15 protein-coding genes are annotated in these 19,391 nt (G+C 48.0%); 4 read left to right on the forward strand and 11 right to left on the reverse strand.

Going from position 1 to position 19,391, the window contains the following annotated elements:
- Positions 1-9 precede the first annotated feature (9 nt).
- The 7 genes from ACFSUS_RS17165 to ACFSUS_RS17195 all read right to left on the reverse strand — a co-directional run bounded on the left by ACFSUS_RS17165 (position 10) and on the right by ACFSUS_RS17195 (position 9,140).
- The gene (locus ACFSUS_RS17165; protein WP_381524680.1) at positions 10-507 is read right to left on the reverse strand and encodes a hypothetical protein; all 498 of its coding nucleotides are present in this window, start codon (positions 505-507) and stop codon (positions 10-12) included.
- Between the two features lie 109 nt (positions 508-616).
- A complete protein-coding gene (locus tag ACFSUS_RS17170; protein WP_381524682.1) occupies positions 617-1,687 on the reverse strand; it encodes a mannose-1-phosphate guanylyltransferase in 1,071 nt (356 codons plus the stop codon).
- A gap of 178 nt (positions 1,688-1,865) precedes the next feature.
- The gene (locus tag ACFSUS_RS17175; protein ID WP_381524684.1) at positions 1,866-3,359 is read right to left on the reverse strand and encodes an efflux transporter outer membrane subunit; all 1,494 of its coding nucleotides are present in this window, start codon (positions 3,357-3,359) and stop codon (positions 1,866-1,868) included.
- On the reverse strand, positions 3,356-4,456 hold the full coding sequence (locus ACFSUS_RS17180) for an efflux RND transporter periplasmic adaptor subunit (RefSeq protein ID WP_381524686.1): 1,101 nt from the start codon (positions 4,454-4,456) through the stop codon (positions 3,356-3,358). The genes ACFSUS_RS17175 and ACFSUS_RS17180 overlap by 4 nt, the downstream gene beginning before the upstream one ends.
- A gap of 14 nt (positions 4,457-4,470) precedes the next feature.
- On the reverse strand, positions 4,471-4,794 hold the full coding sequence (locus ACFSUS_RS17185; RefSeq protein WP_381524688.1) for a DUF952 domain-containing protein: 324 nt from the start codon (positions 4,792-4,794) through the stop codon (positions 4,471-4,473).
- 2 nt (positions 4,795-4,796) lie between these two features.
- Complete coding sequence (locus ACFSUS_RS17190) at positions 4,797-8,006, reverse strand: efflux RND transporter permease subunit (protein WP_381524690.1); 3,210 nt, start codon at positions 8,004-8,006, stop codon at positions 4,797-4,799.
- 183 nt (positions 8,007-8,189) lie between these two features.
- On the reverse strand, positions 8,190-9,140 hold the full coding sequence (locus tag ACFSUS_RS17195; protein ID WP_381524693.1) for a helix-turn-helix domain-containing protein: 951 nt from the start codon (positions 9,138-9,140) through the stop codon (positions 8,190-8,192).
- A gap of 157 nt (positions 9,141-9,297) precedes the next feature.
- Between ACFSUS_RS17195 and ACFSUS_RS17200 the strand changes: the two genes are divergently transcribed.
- Positions 9,298-9,735 (forward strand): peptidylprolyl isomerase, encoded by a 438-nt coding sequence (locus tag ACFSUS_RS17200; protein WP_381524695.1) that lies wholly within the window; start codon positions 9,298-9,300, stop codon positions 9,733-9,735.
- Between the two features lie 55 nt (positions 9,736-9,790).
- Here the strand turns inward: ACFSUS_RS17200 and ACFSUS_RS17205 are convergent, their stop codons facing one another.
- The 3 genes from ACFSUS_RS17205 to gcvP all read right to left on the reverse strand — a co-directional run bounded on the left by ACFSUS_RS17205 (position 9,791) and on the right by gcvP (position 15,777).
- The gene (locus ACFSUS_RS17205; protein ID WP_381524697.1) at positions 9,791-10,600 is read right to left on the reverse strand and encodes a TspO/MBR family protein; all 810 of its coding nucleotides are present in this window, start codon (positions 10,598-10,600) and stop codon (positions 9,791-9,793) included.
- 103 nt (positions 10,601-10,703) lie between these two features.
- Positions 10,704-12,692, reverse strand: coding sequence for an OmpA family protein (locus ACFSUS_RS17210; protein ID WP_381524700.1), 1,989 nt, complete (start codon positions 12,690-12,692; stop codon positions 10,704-10,706).
- Positions 12,693-12,888: 196 nt separating this feature from the next.
- On the reverse strand, positions 12,889-15,777 hold the full coding sequence (gcvP, locus tag ACFSUS_RS17215; protein ID WP_381524702.1) for an aminomethyl-transferring glycine dehydrogenase: 2,889 nt from the start codon (positions 15,775-15,777) through the stop codon (positions 12,889-12,891).
- 112 nt (positions 15,778-15,889) lie between these two features.
- On the opposite strand from gcvP, the gene ACFSUS_RS17220 reads away from it, so the two are divergent.
- From ACFSUS_RS17220 to ACFSUS_RS17230, 3 genes are read left to right on the forward strand one after another with little or no spacing between them, the layout of a single operon-like run.
- Entirely contained in the window at positions 15,890-16,723 is an 834-nt protein-coding gene (locus ACFSUS_RS17220) for a glycosyltransferase family 2 protein (RefSeq protein ID WP_381524704.1), read from the forward strand.
- A gap of 19 nt (positions 16,724-16,742) precedes the next feature.
- On the forward strand, positions 16,743-17,498 hold the full coding sequence (locus ACFSUS_RS17225) for a methyltransferase domain-containing protein (protein WP_381524706.1): 756 nt from the start codon (positions 16,743-16,745) through the stop codon (positions 17,496-17,498).
- Positions 17,495-18,199: a class I SAM-dependent methyltransferase gene (locus tag ACFSUS_RS17230; protein ID WP_381524708.1), complete on the forward strand. Its 705-nt coding sequence runs from the start codon at positions 17,495-17,497 to the stop codon at positions 18,197-18,199. Before ACFSUS_RS17225 ends, ACFSUS_RS17230 begins: the two co-directional genes overlap by 4 nt.
- Here the strand turns inward: ACFSUS_RS17230 and ACFSUS_RS17235 are convergent, their stop codons facing one another.
- Complete coding sequence (locus ACFSUS_RS17235) at positions 18,200-19,240, reverse strand: glycosyltransferase family 2 protein (protein ID WP_381524710.1); 1,041 nt, start codon at positions 19,238-19,240, stop codon at positions 18,200-18,202.
- Positions 19,241-19,391 lie beyond the last annotated feature (151 nt).

The following is a 19,391-nucleotide window of genomic DNA, read 5'->3' on the forward strand; positions in this document are numbered from 1 at the left end:
TGTCTTGCTTTAACGTGCCCGCACCAGTTTAAGATAATACCCTTGATTGCACGAGTCCTGATAACATTGCGGTAAGAGCACCAGCGTATCCTGCCTGAACGCTACACCTTGCCGAAACGGTACATTAGCTCCATTCGTGCTAATGTATAAGCTTAGCGACAAGCCGTAGAAGCTCGAATCGACGCGGAAGTGCCTAATTGAGTTGTAATAAGTCATTTCGGTACCCGCAGCGACAAGATTGCCATCTGCCCCGAAACTCAGCGTTTGCGGCTGCGCGGGCGAGTACCGTTTGAGTGAATAGAAACTGGTATCCCGCGTCGTTTTTATGGTATCAACCGTTATCGAGTAGCTCGAATCTTTAATGAAACGGCGCTCAACAAGTTGCCATGTACCAACAATGCGCCGATCACCCGCACCGGGCGAAAATTCGGGACGGCTATCTTTACAATTGATTACCAGACCAATCAACGAGAGAAAGCCGATGTAATGCGCGAGATGTTTCTTCACAGGTGATGCAGTAACAATACAGCCAACGAAGTTACGCGCTTATGAATTGCGTAGGTAGGGCTGTTTTTAACAGGCTGACCCAGTTCGTAACCAGGTCAGCTCTGTTATACTACACAAATTGTGTGCCCTGCTCTTTCGCATCAGCCACAAACGCTTTCACTTTCTGCTCGTCTTCCTTACGGCAGATCATCAATACGTTATCGTATTCAGCAACAATGAAGCCGTCGAGACCATTAATAGCTACCAGCCGATCTTTAGGTGTTTTGATAATGCAGTTCCTGGTGTCATACAGCATTACGTGACCATCAACTACGTTTTGGTCGTCGTTTTTGCTGGAGACTTCATATAGTGATTTCCACGTACCGAGATCTGACCAGCCAAAATCGCTTAAAACGACATAGACGTTATGGGCTTTTTCCATGATGCCGTTATCAATCGATATGCTCCGGCAAAGCGAATAGGCTTTATCAATGAAAGGCTCTTCCTGATCTGTATAGTAAGCGTCTTTGCCTTCTTCAAAGATTTCAGCGACTTCGGGTAGGTAGGCCTCGAATGCTTTGATGATAGCCTGGGCGTTCCAGACAAAGATACCGGCATTCCAGACAAACTCTCCACTCTCCAGAAACTGTTGCGCCAGTTCAAGATGAGGCTTCTCGGTGAATGTCTTTACTTTCTTGATGCCATCCTTTTCATCCGGAATGTATTGGATATAACCGTAGCCGGTATCGGGGCGGCTCGGCTGAATCCCGAGCGTTACTAAAATGTCCTGATCTTTAGTAGCTTCAAGCGCCGTTCTGATTGTCCGCTTAAACTCCTCTTCCTTCAGAATGATGTGATCGGCCGGAGCGACGACGACGTTGGCTTCAGGATCGCGCTGCGCGATTTTATAACAGGCGTAGGCGATACAAGGAGCGGTGTTGCGGGCAATCGGCTCACATAACACCTGATCATCAGTCAACTGCGGCAGTTGTTGCTGGCAAAGATCTTTGTAGAGCGAACTCGTAACGATGAAGATATTCTCGGGCGGACAAACCCCGTCAAAGCGGTCGGCGGTTTGTTGTAGCAACGTCCGGCCCGTGCCGAGTACATCGTGAAACTGCTTAGGATAACTTGTTCGGCTGAAAGGCCAGAACCGCGTTCCAACCCCCCCTGCCATTATAATGACATACGTATGATTCATTGGCATTAAACTGTAAGAATGGTCATGCTGCAACAAAGTTGCCACAATCTTACTCATTTGAGCCAGAAAAGTTTTGCAATGGTACTTATTTATGGATTTGAACGTATGAACATACAAATACCTCTCCTACAGCTCTTTTCCGGGTGGCGTTATCGTGGTTAACCTTATACTGTGAGCCTTAAAAATCGCCCCCTATGGCCCGCAGTAACGCCACTGCATATTGAGCCTCCTGACTACGTAGTTGTACCAGTTGCTGCTCAGTTGTAAGGGTAGTCCGTTGGGCATCAAGTACCTCCAGATAGGTAGCTAAACCGCGCACATAAAGCTCCCGATTGTATTGTTCTGTCCGGCGAGCCAGAGATAACGTTTGTCCTTGCAGTTCTATTTGCTGCCTCAGCAGCGTCAGGTTATCCAGGGCGGTTTCGGCGTCGCGCTGGGCGACTTGCAGCGCCTGCTGATAGGTTTGCTGGCTGGTCTGCGCCTGCTGCTTTGACAAGGCAATGTTCTGACGAGCCCGGTGCCCTTCGTACAACGGAACTGACGCATTCACGCCAACAATATAGGTTGCACTACTCGGGGTAAACCAGGGACCAATTCGGCCCGACAACACCCCGCCCGAGCCAACTAATGTCACCCGAGGCTGTGTACTAGCCTGTTGTAAGGTAATTTGCGCAGCGGCAATCTCGTTTTGCAGAACAAATTGTAACAGATCAGGACGACGCTGCAACTGCTCTACCGACACAGTAGCATAGGGGTAATTGGGAACGGCCGACGGTAACGCACCCGATGGAACCGAAAACTGATTAGGGTCCTGAGCGCAAAGCTGGGCTAATCCATTCACGAGTTCGGTGCGGGCACGTTGCAGACCTCTCAGCGTCACCTGCAAACTAGCATAATCGGTCTCGGCCCGTTGTACATCAATCTGATTGATGAGCCCCACCCGAAAACGTTCGCGCAGAATAGATAGAGTCGTGTCGCGGGATTGAATATTCCGGCGAAAAACGGCCTGCTCAGCGTCGTTTCCCCGAATGAGTAGATACGTTCGGGCAATGTCAGAGGCCAGCGTCAACCGGAATGATTGGTAATCGGCATCGCTGGCTTGTGCCTGTAAATCGGCAATGGTAATACTGCTTCGAATCCGTTTAAACAGATCCAGCTCATAGCTGGCGTCGATTGGTAGCAATTGAAACGTATTTAGCTGAAAACGAGGCAGTAAGTCGGCTTGATTTGGTACAGACAGCGGTCGACGCTCTGACAAACTTTGCGTCGTGATAAGAGCCGAGCTACGTAGCGATGGCGACAGAAACGACTCCGCCACCCGAACCCGAATACGAGCTTCCTCCAGGCGGCTTAAGGCTAACTTTATATTAGGACTGTTATCTAAACCGAGTTGGATCAGCGACTCTAATGTAGGGTCACTGAATCGCTTAAAGCCACTGATGGTCAAGGCAGGGGCTGACCCATTTCCAGTTGGCAACCCGCCAGACGAGGGTGCCGGCCTAGCCGTATTGGCGCTTGGCGCTTGTGGCTGAACGGTACCAGTTGTGCCCGTTGGCCCAGCGCTGGGTTGAACCGTAACCCCACCGCCGGGCGCGTTGAGTGGGGTGGTCTGCGCCTGTGCCGGGAAGGCGAAAACGCTTAATGCTACTACGTTATAGAAAAACTTGTTCATCGTTGAGCTACGGTTTTTTCGGTTTCTGGTTTCCGAAGCCGTACTTTTTGACCGTCGCGTAGGCGGTCGTTCGGATTAGTTACTACGCGCTCCTGTCCCGTCAGACCGCTCGACGCTTCAAGGGTAACGCCATAGTCACGACCAAGGGTGATGGGCACAAACCGCACGCGCTGATCCGGGTCAAGCACAACAACACGTGGTCCCTCGGGTGTCATTTGTAGAGCATTAGCCGGAATCAATACGGGGGCATTGGCAGCGATCATATCGAATTTTACCTGGCTGTATAAACCAGAAGGAAGTTCCTGTTTAGGGTTCGGAATGGCCACTTCAGTGAGCAACGTCCGCGAATCGCTCCGCAAGGTACCTGACGTCCGCACAACTTTACCGGTAAACGCTCGGTTTTTCAATTCCGGAATGACAACCGTGGCCGGCATACCTACCTTAATGTACCGGAAATACGTTTGGGGTACGTCGACAAACACCCGTAACATCCCGAGTTCAGAAATGGTGAACAACGGCTGTCCTGACCCTGGCGATACCAACGTACCGTTTTCAGCTGTCCGGCTGGTAATCACTCCAGTAAATGGTGCCCGAATTTGCTGTAATGCTTTCAGGGCTTCTAAACGCCCTAGATTAGCCTGTGCAACCGTTACAGCCGACCGTCGCGTGTCAATATCCTGCCTGGCAACGGCACCCGGCAACTGAACACTTTGTAAGCGGTCGAGATTGGTTTGAGCAAGCTGCTGATCGGCTTTAGCACGCGCTATGTCCTGGTCAAGTTCGGGGGCGTCAATCGTGGCCAGCAGCTGTCCTTGCTTGACCTGCGCACCAATATCAACGTACCACCGGCGCAGAAACCCCTGGGTCCGGGCGTACAGGGGTGTCTGCCGGTAAGGTTGTATTTGCCCTGGCAGGGTCAAGCCGGTCGTATCCGACGAGTGCTTCAACGGCACCACGTTGACGATTGGCGCACGATTCTTCTCAAGATCAGCGGCTGCCTTTAACTCTTGTGCATTCTTAATCCGCGGCAGTACGCCGAAGAAGACAAACAGCGCAATCAGCAGCACTAGCGGAATAATAACTCGTAACGATTTCATAGGTTGGTGATAGACTACTGTTGAGACTCCGTATTCTTAGCGTTAATGGGTTCGACTTGTACAATCGCGTCTTTGTTAAGCGGTCCATAGAGGTGGGGGAAACGGTCGTTGTTTGTTGCCACCTCGTATTTCAGTTCGTGCGTCAGTTTATCGGCATCCACATGCAGTAGTAGCAGATTGGGTATGTTCTGATAATACCGGCTTAGTACGCCATCAACCTGCTCTTTCGTCGACAAATGGATAAAGCCCTCCGTCAGCAAACTGCTCGCTTCATAGTTCGCTTGTCCTTCGTATCTGGACCAGTCAGCGGCCGGAACAACATGATAGATGAGATTCATGGTTATGCCTCTGTTGAATTAATCGCACCTTTTGTCTCCCTGGCCAGATAGCTAAATACAACTGGTACAAACAACAATGTGGTGAATGTTGCCAGCAGCAAACCGCCGATGACGGCTCGCCCAAGTGGTGCATTTTGCTCCCCGCCTTCACCCAATCCGAGCGACATTGGCAGCATACCAATGATCATGGCGATGGCCGTCATCAGAATCGGGCGCAGACGTGTCCGTCCGGCTTCCAAAGCCGCTTTGTAAGCATCGCCACTTACTTCGGGCAAATGATCTTTGGCAAAGCTAACCAACAGAATGCTGTTCGCCGTCGCCACGCCGACGCTCATGATAGCCCCCATTAATGAGGGGATGCTAAAAGTTGTACCGGTTAAAAACAGCATCCAGACCATACCGCACAACGCACCTGGAAGGGCCGTGATAATAATGAATGGGTAGCGAAACGACTGAAAATTGACCACCATTAATAAATAAACCAATAGTGCCGCAAAGACAATCCCTAAACCTAACCGACTGAACGCACTTTCCATGCTTTCAACCTGCCCCCGAATTGTGACAACGTTACCAGGTTTAAGCTGGGTTTTGTACTCGGCCGCCAGTTCTTGGAGCGCCTTAGCTACTGAACCCAGATCCGTTTTTTCGACAGACGCATACACATCGTAGGTTGGTTGCGTATTTACCCGGTTGATGATGACAGGGGCCGTGGTACGCTTCACTGTTGTTACGTTGCTTAATAGCTGAGGAGTACTTTGAGAGCCCCCCTGCCCTGGCACGATAGGTGTGCGAAGCAGTTTTTCGTATGAATCGAGTTTGTAAGGGGGAGTCTGCACGGCAATCAGGTAAGGAAATCCGGTTGCCGGATCAGGCCAGAAATTAGGGCGAGTCTGGCCGGTTCCGCTGAGCGAAATGTTCATGTTGGTGGCCACACGCTGCTCAGTCAAACTAAACTGGCCGGCGCGCTCACGATCAATGTCCAGAAACAATTCTGGAGCATCCAGAACCTGATGGAGGTGAACGTCTACGGTACCAGGTATCTGGGCAATCTTATCGCGAAGTTCACGGGCCACTTTCAGATTATTCGCCCGGTCGAAGCCCTGAATCTGCACGTCGATGGCCGAGGTTAAGCCAAAGTTCAGAATCTGACTAACAATATCGGCGGGTAGAAAGAAGTACGTAACATCGGGCATTTCTTCGCGTAGCCGTGCTCGTAGTTCGCGTACATAGTCGTCAGTAGCGTGTGAACGCTCTTCGTTGAGCGAGATCAAAAGCTCAGCGTCCGAAGCACCCACCGATGAGTTATCCGTAAAAATGAAATTGTACCGCTCAGACGTCAGGCCAATGTTGCTGATAATTGATCCTACCTCCTCTTCTGGAATAACCTCCCGAACGATTTCAGCTGTTTTGGCGGCTACCTGTTCCGTTGCTTCGAGTCGAGTACCAGCGGGTGCCCTAAGGTGGAGTTTGATTTGCCCAGCATCAACGCGCGGAAAGAAATCGCGACCGACGAATGGTACCAATACGGCCGTAAAAGCAACAACGCCCACAAACACTGCCAGTACGATTCGTCGATTGTCAAGTACCCATCCCAACGCTCGGATGTAACTCGCCTGAAAACGGTCGAAACCAGCGTTGAAGCGGTTGTAAATTCTGGCGAAAGGCGAAAGGGTTGGGGTGTGGGGTTGGCCTGCACTACTATCATTCCCTTCGCCCTGTGCCCCGTGCCCTTCGCTACGTAACATTAAATCGGCTAGTGTCGGCACGAGCGTCCGCGATAAAATATAAGATGCCAGCATGGCAAAGACCACCGCTTCGGCTAAAGGCCCGAACAGGAACCGTGCTGGCCCTTCTAAGAACAATACCGACGTAAACACGATACAAATGGTCAGCGTTGACACCAGTGTCGGGGTGGCAATCTGTTGCGCTCCTTCCAAAATGGCCTGCCGCAACGGCATTCCTAACCCTTCGTTGCGGTGAATATTTTCGATGGTTACCGTGGCATCATCAACCAGAATACCAATAGCCAGCGCTAAACCACCTAACGTCTGAATGTTCAATGTCTCGCCCAGCAGATACAGCATGATGAGCGATGACAGGATGGACAAGGGTATCGAAATTGCAACAATGAGCGTACTGCGCCAGCTTCCCAAAAATAACAAGATCATGGCGGCTGTCAGCAGGGCCGCAATAAGTCCTTCGACCAATACGCCCTTTATCGACGCCCGAACGAACACCGACTGATCGAACAGTTCCTGAATGCGGAGATTAGACGGGGCAGCCGCTCGCACCGTTGGCAGAATCTGATTCCGGATCTTGTCGACAATCTGCGTTGTTGAGGCATTACCAGTCTTTACGATGCTCATCAGAACGCCTTTACTACCATCTTGCTTAACAATATTAGCCTGTACAGCTGCGCCATCATGCACGTTGGCTACGTCGCGCATGTGAACGGTCGTGCCAGCGACAACCTTGATGGGCACATCGTTCAGCGTAGTGATCACGTCCGGTTTTGAGTTTAAGCGAACATTGTATTCCCGTTCGGCTAAGCGTAGCGAACCACTGGGCAGGGTCAAGTTCTGAGCCGAAACAGCGTTAAGCACCTCTTCGGGCGTAACATTATAGGCAATCAATTGCTCGGGCTCCAGATCAACCATAATCTGGCGAGTTTTTCCCCCAAATGCCTGCGAAAGTCGGCTGCCAGGAACGGTCGAAATCTGCGGACGTACGCGGGTCTGGGCATAGTCTGTAATTTGGGGCTCGGTCAGACTATCAGACGATAACCCTAATTGTAACACTGGTACGTCAGTAGCGTTATAGCGGACAATCAGGGGCGGTTGGGTGCCAGGTGGCATTCGGGTCAGAATCGTTTGCGAGATGGCCGTCACCTGCGCAATAGCCTCTTCAATCTTGACCGTTGGCTGGAAATAAATCTTCAGCACAGCCGTGCCGTTGTACGTTTGCGATTCGAGCCGCTGAATATCGCCAACGTTATTAATGATCGACGTTTCCGAGAAGTTCGTGATCATCTTCTCCATTTCATTCGTCGACAGGCCCGTATAGCCCCATAATACAGAGACAACCGGAATGTTAATTCTCGGGAAGATATCGGTCGGCATTTGAGTGACGGATAAGCCACCCATAATCATAATCAACAATGCCATCACGGCGATGGTATACTTCTTCTCTAACGCTAGGCGAACGATCCACATGACAGGCCTGGTAAGTAGTTAATAACTACAGAATTAGGCGTTGACAGACTGTTGGTCAACGTGTCAAAATTAATAGGTCGTTTGGCCCTATAACAGGTAGGTTTTAGAGATTCACTGGTAAAAAATGCAGATTAAAGAAACAAGTATGTAAAAATTACCAGTTCTTTTTGACAAATAGAATATTTATGCCGCCAGCGCGTATTGTTGTTCCCGATATGAGCGGGGTGTCAAACCAGTCATACTTTTAAAAAACTTGGTAAAATTTGAAGGGTCTTCAAAATGAAGCTGATAGCCTATTTCGGCCACCGTCAGTTCAGTATTACGCAACAGGTTCTGCGCTTCCATAGCAGTACGTTCGCGAATGTGCTGGAGCGCCGTTTTACCAGTGTACTTCTTTAAGATATCACTCAGATAATGGGGATGAATACGAAGCCGGTCTGCGGCCTCATGAACCGTCAAAAGCACGGTAGTCTCTTGGTGGGCAGTAGGTAGATAATACGTTTGCAGTAAGCTTTGAAACCGCTCGACTAGTGATACCGGTTGCGAATACTCAATGGCCGTTAACGTCTGTCGATAAATGTGGCGACTCTTAATTAACAAAGCTTGCAACAAGTGGTAAGTAAGTTCTAAACGGTCCGCTTTAGCACGTGTCGGATGGGCAGACTCGGTAGCCACAAGCTCAAACTGATTTTGTAACTCAGCCGTTTCCTCGGGCGTAATATGAATTAACGGTTGCGCTCCTTTGCGATAAAACGGATACTCGCGCATGGGGTCCGACAATACGGACCGCTTTGTTACGTATTCGGCCGTAAACATCAACACATAACCGTGCCACTGGTCCTGCTTGTGCAAAGCGCGAACTGTCCAGGGACGTAAGAAGTACAGCGTGCCTGGCTGTACTTGATAAGGCACTCCATCCAGGTGGATCGTTCCACTGCCTTCGGTCACTAGCGCAGCTACGTAGGTGCTACTGCGAAAAGGAGGAATCGTTTCGCCCGGACCACCAAATTGCTCGAACGGAAAAATGCCAAAGCACCGATTGGTCGTATCAATGGATTTAACCGCTTTTAGGAAGTCGGGTAAATTATCGTAGTAGGGAATCGACTGATTTTCCACGGCAGCGATGTCTAGCAATTAGGGAGATAAGTGGTCAACAGCGAAAAACACCAAAGAATTCGATGCCTAGATACAGCAGTAGTCTTATGGAAGCTTATTGCTTGACTTAACGGCGCTTGAAACATTGCTCGGAAAAGGTTGTAATTTTGCCGATACAATAAAACTCAGTTTGGTCATGCCAAAAGCACAAATGAACACCGACAAGGGCACGATGCTCATCGAATTTTTCGACAAAGATGCTCCTAAAGCGGTCAATAACTTTATTACACTCGCAAAGAAAGGCTTTTACGACGGTATCACGTTTCACCGGGTTATCCCGAATTTCATGATTCAGGGAGGAGATCCGACCGGTACGGGTGCGGGCGGGCCGGGGTACACCATCGACTGCGAATTAACTGGCGACAACCAATACCACGACCGGGGCGTTTTGTCTATGGCACACCGGGGTCGTAACACGGGTGGCTCTCAATTCTTCATTTGCCACAACCGGGAGAACACCCAACACCTCGACCGGAACCACACTGTGTTCGGCAAAGTGGTAGAAGGCTTGGACGTGATTGATCAAATTCGGCAAGGCGACAAAATCAACAGCATCACCGTGCTGGAAGATTAATTGATGTAGCCTGTAACTTGGCCGGGCTGGTCCGCCAGCCCGGCCAAGTTACAGGCTACGAATAAGCCGGAGTTTTCCGCGAAATGATACCGGAAATAGCCAACAGTACGGCTCCAATAGCACAAGCTCCGGCCATAATCTGTACTTGCGAGTATCCCTTCTGCTCCACGGCGATGGCAATATAAGCCCACGCAAACACTAGTATGTAGGCAACACTACGGTATCGGTTAAACACAAAGGTGCCTACCAGCAAGCCAACAATTAGCACCGCCGACGCCCAGGTTTGTTCGCTCAAATTCAATAAGCTAAATTCAGTTGCTTTCAGGTAAACCGCTACGTTCAGTATGGTGGCAACGGTTAACCAGCCGAAATAAATTGAAAAAGGGATTCGGGCCAGCCAGGTTTGAGTTGGCGTTGCTGCCGATTCGGGCAGGGTAGCATCCAGATCAGGGGCAACCACCGGCACGTGCGGCCGAGCTAACAACCGCTGCTCAATAATGACTACGGTGAATAACATCACCAAAATGACCAGCAAGGCCAATCCGATACGCTCGTTATTGAAGAGCGGGCTCCAAATCGCGTTGCAAAAGGCGTTCAAAACAACCCACCAGCCTACAGCTCTAAACCTCGGGTGCGTCCGGTAAGCAGGCAGCGCCTGATAAATGGCAAAAGCGAGTAGACCTAAGAAGATAATTCCCCAGATCGAGAAAGCGTATCCAGCGGGTGTAATGAGGGTGTGGTATTTATTCGAGACATCACCATTTGTTTGCCCGCCAAAGACTCCCGTATTAGACAGGTAGTTCATCACGATCAGCGAGACAATGCTGAAGACAACGAGGAACTGCCGAAGTTTGTCGTTTTGCATAGTAATTAGAACATGGATTTAACGGATTATACTGATCTACACCGATTTTGTTATAATCATTGGCGTAAAACAGTTTGATCTGTTAAATCCATGTTCTAATCATTTACAACTCCAGAATCTTAAACTCAGTCCGACGGTTACGCTGGTGTTCTTCCTCAGTTTTGGCGTTTTTCACGATTAACTGCGTTTCGCCATATCCTTTAGCCGTCAATCGACTGGCATCAATGCCTTTCGATACAATATATTCCACCGCCGACTTGGCTCTGTTTTGCGACAAGCGCTGGTTATACGAATCAGTGTCACGGGCATCGGTATGGGAGCTAAGCTCAATTTTCAGCGTTGGGTTATCCTTGAGAATCGTTACCAACTTATCGAGCTCCTCAGCGGCATCAGGACGAATATTATACTTGTTCAGATCGTAGTAAATATTCTCCAGAACGAACGTCTTATTAAGCGTCGCTTTGTCGAGCAGAATGGCTACGTTGAAGGTTGTATCCGTCTGGGGTTTCGTCAGGAACATTTGCGGAATGCTTTTTCCTTGCATGGTAAACTGTTCCCGACGAGTTAAGTACCCTTTTCGCTCGGCCAGAATTGTGTAGTCTTTACCTTCTTGAAGCGGGTATTTTCCAAACGTTCCTGGCTGACCGGTTACGACTTCGGCAATAGGCTGACCCGTGGCATCGTCCAAAATGCGCACTCGAGCTGAGTCAAGCGGAGCAACAGGCGTCTCATTGGCCGAAACAGTACCGGCCAGGAAGTAACGTACCGTTTTAGGAGCATCCGTTTTTTGAGCAATGGTTGTTGTATCGGGGGCAGGACCTTCGTTAAAGAAGTAGATATCGTCGTCGCCCTTACCACCGGAACGATTAGACGCCATGTATCCTTCAGTCGGTTTAGTATAAATCAACCCGAAATCATCGGCGGGTGAGTTGATGGGCTGGCCCATGTTCTCCACCCGTGTTACGCCACCTGAGCGGGTCGCTACAAATACGTCCAGCTTACCCAACCCCGGATGCCCGTCGGATGCAAAGTAAAGTTTAGCGTTCGGCCCTACATAGGGAAACATTTCGTCGCCGGGTGTATTGATGTCGCGGCCCATGTTCACCGGACGGCTAAACCGACCCGATGCGTCAATGCTGGTGCGGTACAGATCGATACCGCCTGCGCCACCCGCCCGGTTTGAAGCGAAGTATAAGGTTTTGCCATCACCCGAAAAGGCCGGCGAACCATCCCAGGCGGTTGAGTCGCTAATGGGTAACCGTTGTGGCTGGCTCCACGCATTGCCTTCACCTAAACGACTGATGTACAAGTCAACGTCCAGTCCACCTTTACGCTTACCATTGTTGCCGCGGGCAAACACCATCGTTTTGCCATCTTTCGAGAAAGCGGGGGTACCTTCGTTTACATCACCCTGAAAAACGTTTGTGCTGAACGGCTCCGGCGTTCCAGCATTTCCAGTTTCGTCGGGCGTTTGATTGAGTTTGGTTTTATACAAGCCCAACATCGGCAGGCCGTTGTTCTTATATACCTGATCTTTGCGCGAGGCTGTGAAAATCAATTCCTCTCCACGAATTACAGGGGCAAACTCAGTTCCTGGCGAGTTGAGGTTGCCCATGTTTTTCAGGTTAATAAGCGCTTTGTTTCTGGCAATGATGTCAATAGCTTTAAGCGTTTCGATTTCGCGTTTAGCTTTGTCAAGCACTTGCTTAGGCGTAGTTTTAGGCGCATTTGCGACGTAGGTCTGTAACTGCTCCAGCGCTGCGGGATAGTTACCCTGTGATTTCAACGCGTAGGCGTAATTGAAATGAGCGTCTACCTCTTTCGTATTTGCTTCAATGGCCTTTTGGTAAAAAGGGGCAGCTTCTCCAAACCGGTTCGACAAGCGATATGATTCAGCTTGATAATAGTTTAAGCGTGCAGGATCAATATCTCCCTTAGCAGCTTTCTGGAACTGATTTAGGGCTAGATTATATTCCCCAGCGTCGAAATGCCGAACACCTTTTTTGTACGCCTGCATGGCCGAGTTGCAACCTGATACTACCAGGGCCAAGCTCAACACCACCAAAAGCGCAGAGGACGTATTGATTTTCATAAAAATTAGTGAGCAAAAACCGTCATAGCCGCCAAGATAAAAAGATTCTGGGCGGGTCTTACAAGTAACGATTACAATCCGATTTTATTGAAGATTGTTTCAATGTAAAGCGGGTGGGAACCCGCACTTTGTAACTGTTCAGTCAGCCTGGACAAAGTGCGGTTTTCCACCCGCTTTACTTAAAATTTAATTCTCGTTATACCTGCTGCTCCAGACCTGCTTCTTCGGCAACTTCGGTGGCGTAGGCATCCGTTGGTACGCAGGAGCAAACCAGGTTGCGGTCGCCATAAGCAGAGTCGATTCGGCTTACGCTCGGCCAGAACTTACGGGCACGGACTTGGGGCAACGGATAAACGGCTTTCTCGCGGCTATAAGGCCGGTTCCAATCGTCGGCCAGGGCAATAGCTGCCGTGTGCGGAGCGAATTTTAAGACGTTGTTCACGCGGTCAGCTTCGCCGTTTTCGATCTCACGAATTTCGTTGCGAATGGCAATCATAGCGTCGCAAAAACGGTCGAGCTCAGCTTTCGACTCTGATTCAGTTGGTTCAATCATCATCGTACCGGCCACCGGGAAGGAAACCGTTGGCGCGTGGAAGCCGTAATCCATCAACCGCTTAGCAATATCTTCTACCTCAACGCCAACAGTTTGCTTGAACGGACGGCAATCAATAATCATCTCGTGCGCACAACGTCCATTAGTTCCGGTATAGAGCGTATCGTAATGACCATCTAAACGAGCCTTTATATAGTTAGCATTCAGGATGGCCTGCTTAGTGGCATTGGTTAATCCCTCACCACCCATCATGGCAATGTAAGCATAAGAAATAGTCAGAATGCTAGCAGAACCGTAAGGGGCAGCCGACACCGCGCCTTTATTGCCAAGGTCAACGTGGCCAGGCAAGAAAGGCACCAGTTGAGAAGCCACACCGATTGGTCCCATGCCAGGTCCTCCGCCACCGTGCGGAATGCAGAACGTTTTGTGCAGATTCAGGTGGCAAACATCAGCACCAATTGAAGCTGGGCTAGTCAAACCAACCTGCGCATTCATGTTCGCGCCGTCCATGTACACCTGACCACCGTGCTGATGGATGATGGCACAAATTTCTTTAATACTTTCTTCAAACACGCCGTGCGTTGAGGGATACGTAACCATCAGGCACGACAGGTCGTTGCTGTATTGCTCAGCTTTCGCTTTCAGATCAGCCACGTCGATGTTGCCGCGTTCGTCGCACTTAACAATAACGACTTTCATACCGGCCATAACGGCACTAGCTGGATTAGTACCGTGTGCAGACTGGGGAATCAGGGCGATGTTACGGTGCAGTTCACTGCGGCTTTCGTGATAGGCCCGGATAACCATCAAACCAGCGTATTCACCCTGTGCTCCCGAGTTAGGTTGCAGCGACATAGCTGCGAAGCCGGTAATCTCACAAAGCCAATCATTCAGATCGCTGAATAATTGCTGGTAACCCACTGTCTGGTCTTTTGGGGCAAATGGATGAATTCTACCGAACTCTGGCCATGTTACTGGAATCATTTCGGCCGTAGCGTTCAGTTTCATCGTGCAGCTACCGAGCGAAATCATAGAATGAACCAGGGAAAGGTCCTTCTCTTCCAATGATTTCAGGTAGCGCAGCATCTCATGTTCAGTATGGTGCGTGTTGAAAACCGGGTGCGTCAGATACTCAGACTGACGTACAAGCCGCTCTGGCCAGGTAATCTCCAATTCGTCAAGAATAGTATCAATGTCCGTTTTTACCCCAAAGACGGTCAACAGTTCCGTTACGTCATGAAGCGTTTTCGTCTCATCGAACGAAACACCCACGTGTTCGCCATCGGGCAGGTAACGAAGGTTAACCTGGGCCGCCCGCGCCGATTTCTTTAACGATTCAACATCATCTACCTTAACAGTAACCGTATCAAAGTAATTTTCGGTGTTAACCCCGAAGGCACACCGACGCAGGGCCGTAGCAAATACTTTAGTAAGACCGTGAACCCGCTCACTGATGGCCCGCAGCCGCTCGGGACCGTGATAAACGGCGTAGCTACCAGCCATAACGGCTAGCAAAACCTGTGCGGTACAAATATTAGACGTCGCTTTTTCACGACGGATGTGCTGTTCGCGGGTCTGGAGCGCCATACGCAGGGCTGGCTTTCCTTCTGAATCAACCGACACCCCGATGATCCGACCAGGAATCTGCCGTTTAAACGCGTCACGGGTAGCAAAGAAAGCCGCGTGCGGACCACCGTAGCCCATGGGTACGCCAAAGCGCTGCGCCGAACCAACAACTACGTCAGCTCCCATTTCACCAGGAGAGGTTAGCAATGTTAACGCCAACAAGTCAGCGGCCACAGCAACTGTAATGTTCAGCTCATGAGCCGTGGCAATCAAGTCTGTATAATCGAATACCTCGCCGTCAGAAGCTGGGTATTGAAGAATCATCCCAAATATACTGCCATCGGTCAGATCAACTGTCCGGTGATCACCTATTAGCAACTCAACCCCAATCGGGGTGGCACGGGTCAACAAAACGTCAATCGTTTGGGGGTGGCACCGCTCCGACACAAAGAACGTACTAGCGCCCTTTTTAGCGGCCGGACGAGTTGCATACAGCATGCTCATAGCCTCAGCAGCGGCAGTAGCCTCATCGAGCAGCGACGCATTCGCCAGATCCATACCGGTCAGGTCTGACACAACTGTCTGGAAGTTCAATAACGCTTCGAGACGTCCTTGTGCAATTTCGGCTTGATAGGGGGTATAAGCCGTGTACCAGGCCGGATTTTCGAGAATGTTACGAAGAATAACATTCGGGGTGAAGGTATCGTAATACCCCGCACCGATGTATGATTTAAATACTTTATTCTGACTGGCTAATTTTTTAAACTCCGCTAGAAACTCCATTTCTGACCTTGGAGCCGGGAGATTGAGCGGATGGTCGAGCCGAATGGCGTCCGGCACGGTCTGCTTAATCAGTTCATCAACGGTGTTTACTCCAATAGTATGGAGCATGTCGGCCTGAGCCGCTTCAGTCTGACCGTGGTGACGGTCTTCAAACAAGTCTGTTGGGAGAAGATTCAGTTTCATGCCGGGGTGGCCCACGTTTTCGTTTCTATGAAAACTCAAATTTACGGCAGAAGGTGCGATTTTGAGTAAAAGTTGCGGATATTGTGGTACAGTATTTGCCAAGGCTGACTCGATGGATCAGAAGAATACTCCGTTAGTATCGGTTATAATGCCCGTGTATAATGGCGAACGCTACATTACTGAAGCTGTGAACAGTATTCTTAATCAAACGTATTCTTATTTCGAGTTAATAATCATTAATGATGGTTCAACTGATAACACAGCTACTATTTTAGATCAGTTTGCCACCGCCGATGGTCGAATACATGTACTAACTAATCCTAAACCTATGGGTAAGGCTGGGGATTTGGCTAAAGAGTTAGGCATACAGCATGCAAAAGGACAATTTATAGCCATCATGGATGCAGATGACATCTCGAAGCCTCAGCGGTTAGAACGTCAATTAGATTTTTTGAATACGCATCCCGATATTTTTCTTTGTGGAGCCTGGGCAGAGTATATAGATGGAAATGGGTCTGTGTTCTTAGATTGGAAACCGGACACTGAACATACTCAGATTGTTAGCAACTTATACCTTAAGAACTCAATTATTCATCCAACTTTTTTTTTCAGAAACATAGTAAGACAAAAACCTTTCTACGAGACAAAATACACTTGGTATAATGACTATTATACACAACTTAAGCTGATTAAAGAAGGGAAAAAGCTTGCTAATGTACCTGAAGTATTACTTTCATATCGAGTTTCAGGGGATAGTTCAACCCAAACAGGTATTAAAAAGAAAGTTAATGAGTATTTTCAGATTCGGAAAGAGGTTGCTCAGTATGGCCCAACCCGTCCGTCGCTGATGCAGCGTTTAGTTGTACTCGCTCAATTTATTGGTATCACTTACTTACCTGAGAAGTTGGTTTTGCGTTTTCATCCAATTTTTAAAAAGACAGTTTAACCTATTACGAGACATCCCCATGTCGACATATAATCAAACATATCATTCCGAAATCGAAGAGAGTGCTCGGAGGTCAGCAGAAACAGTCATTAAAATGCTTATTCGGTTATTTAACCCTAAGTCAGTAGCCGACATTGGTTGTGGGCGAGGGACTTGGCTATCCGAATGGCAAAGGCAGGGCGTTAATACAATCTGGGGAGTTGACGGCGGCCATCAGGATAAAAATCGGTTATTAATTCCTCAAAAATGCTTTCAAGAATATGACTTAAATCAGCTTTATGTTAGCAAAGACCGGTTCGACTTAGTAACTTGTTTAGAAGTAGCAGAACACTTAAATCCGGGTTCTGATAACAATATAATCCAAACGCTGACTCAGTTAGCGGATATCATTGTATTTAGTGCAGCCATTCCCAACCAAGGTGGGTTCCAGCATATTAACGAACAATGGCCTTCTTACTGGGCCCAGAAATTTGAAGCGCAGGGATTTGTCTTTGCTGATGGCCTACGATGGCATCTGATGCCGTTTAACGAGGTATCGTGGTGGTATCGGCAAAACACGTTTCTGGCAATCCGTAAAGAGGTTTATGAGCAGTCATTTCAAGCTTTCCCTCTTTTTTCGCCAGAATTTTATGTTATGCACGAACTTGTCTATAAGACATACGCTAGCCTTTCGCACCGTGCTTTTTTCGCTACAGAACAATTCATTTATAACAACTTTCACTCGTTCTATCATAAGATAGCTCCTACAGTCAAACGAGTACTAGTCCGATCATGAATCCTGCCATCCGTATTGCCTTTTTTAACCCAATTATGAATTATGCAGTGTGGTCGCTCCGGCGTTATATCCGGCGAACTTCTGCAATGGTAACCACCGGGAAGTCAATTGTGGACATTGGAGCCGGCGAATGTCAGTACAAACCATTTTTTGACAAGGCGGCTTATGTCAGTACAGATTGGTGCGGTACCTTAGACCATCACCAGTATTCGGCTGGTATCGACTATATCTGCCCAGCAGATAACCTTCCTTTTGAGAATCAAAGTTTTGATTTTGCGCTTTGCACGCAAGTACTTGAGCACGTCCGAAAGCCAGAAGCCGTTATTAATGAAATCTCCCGCATCCTAAAACCAGGCGGCATGCTGTTCCTGACAGTGCCACAAAGCTGGGAAGAGCATGAGCAACCTTACGATTATCACCGTTTTACAAAATTTGCTTTACGGGCCTATGCGGAAGACTATCAATTTGAAGTCGTTGAAATTAAGCCGCAAGGTGGTCGCTTTTTAGTTATAGGTTTTTTCTTGGCCTGGAGCATCCCAACGCTGTTACGTAACAGGTTTGGAAAGATCGGTTTTTTGATTGGAGTAACTTTATTTTATCCGCTAAATTTTTTAACTGCACTGTTGTTTTTCTTACTTGACTTTTTAGATAATAAACGAGAGTTTACAATGAATTATGAGTGCATTTTTCTAAAACGATAATTATAATACCCGATATATTAACCCTGCATATAACCGAAGTAGAGGATTTATAAGCCAAGTCAATAACGGGTGCTGAATTTCAGAGAAATTAAATGCTTTATCTAATTGCGGCCACAGGTCTCGATCAGTTACAAGCCTTGTCACTTCAATGTGTTTACGGTTTGTTTTGATTACGGTCCAATTTTTCCAAATAAACTGATAACCTTTCCACTTCTCTAAGAAAAAACCTTTGAGTACAGCATATGCTAATATAGCCAATTCCAAGCTGATTAATGGCAAGGAAAGAAGTAACAGTGTTCGAACACTATAATTCTGAAATAGTAATATTAACCGATTTTTTTCTACATGATACCACTTTGTGTTGCTTTTAGAAAAGCTATAATCATGGTAAATTATAGCTTCATGGCTACAAACGTGTTTATAGTTTTGCAGCAGGCCTCTCCAACTTAAGTCCTGATCTTCCGAATACGCAAAAAACGATTCATTAAATGCTCCAATAGCTTTATAATAAGGTTTGGAAACATAAAGACAAGCGCCACTTACCCCAGTAATTGTGAAGTCATTTTTATAGTCTGGCTTAAGAACCCGGTTATTTTTACACCAGCCAAAGCCTAAATAATGAATTGCGTTGCCATCTGTATTTATACGATTTGGCTGCTGCTTTAACAAAATAACTGGCTGAAGGAGGCCTATTTTTACTCCAGAATTGCGCTGACTTAGGTAACTCTCTTCTAAATATTTTAGGAAGTAAGACGTTACCACAGTATCGGGATTAAGTAATACGCATACATCGGCCCCATTGTTAAAGGCTCGCTCCATTCCCTGATTGTTGGCCCCACAAAATCCCGTATTCTCTTGATTTAAGATTATCTCAGCAAAGTTAGTTTGCGTTAATAAGTAATCTTGAGTTCCATCACTTGACCCATTATCAATAACCAGTACACGATAATTATCATGTTGAATTTGCTGGAGTGAATCAAACAAAGATGGCAGGTAATGAATATGATTGTAAGTAACTATTATGAGTTGCGTATGTAGCATTCGTAAAGGCCAAAAGTAAATAGGCAAGTACTTTAAAATATCATTTCAACTAGTAGTTTTAGCTAACTCGGATTGACTTAACAGATGCTTGGCAAATAGACATACCTTGCTTTACTTATTATAAAGGTTTCCTTAATACTACACAACATAA

Origin of the sequence: Spirosoma soli (genome assembly GCF_042684525.1) — a bacterium.
GTDB classification, from domain to species: domain Bacteria; phylum Bacteroidota; class Bacteroidia; order Cytophagales; family Spirosomataceae; genus Spirosoma; species Spirosoma soli.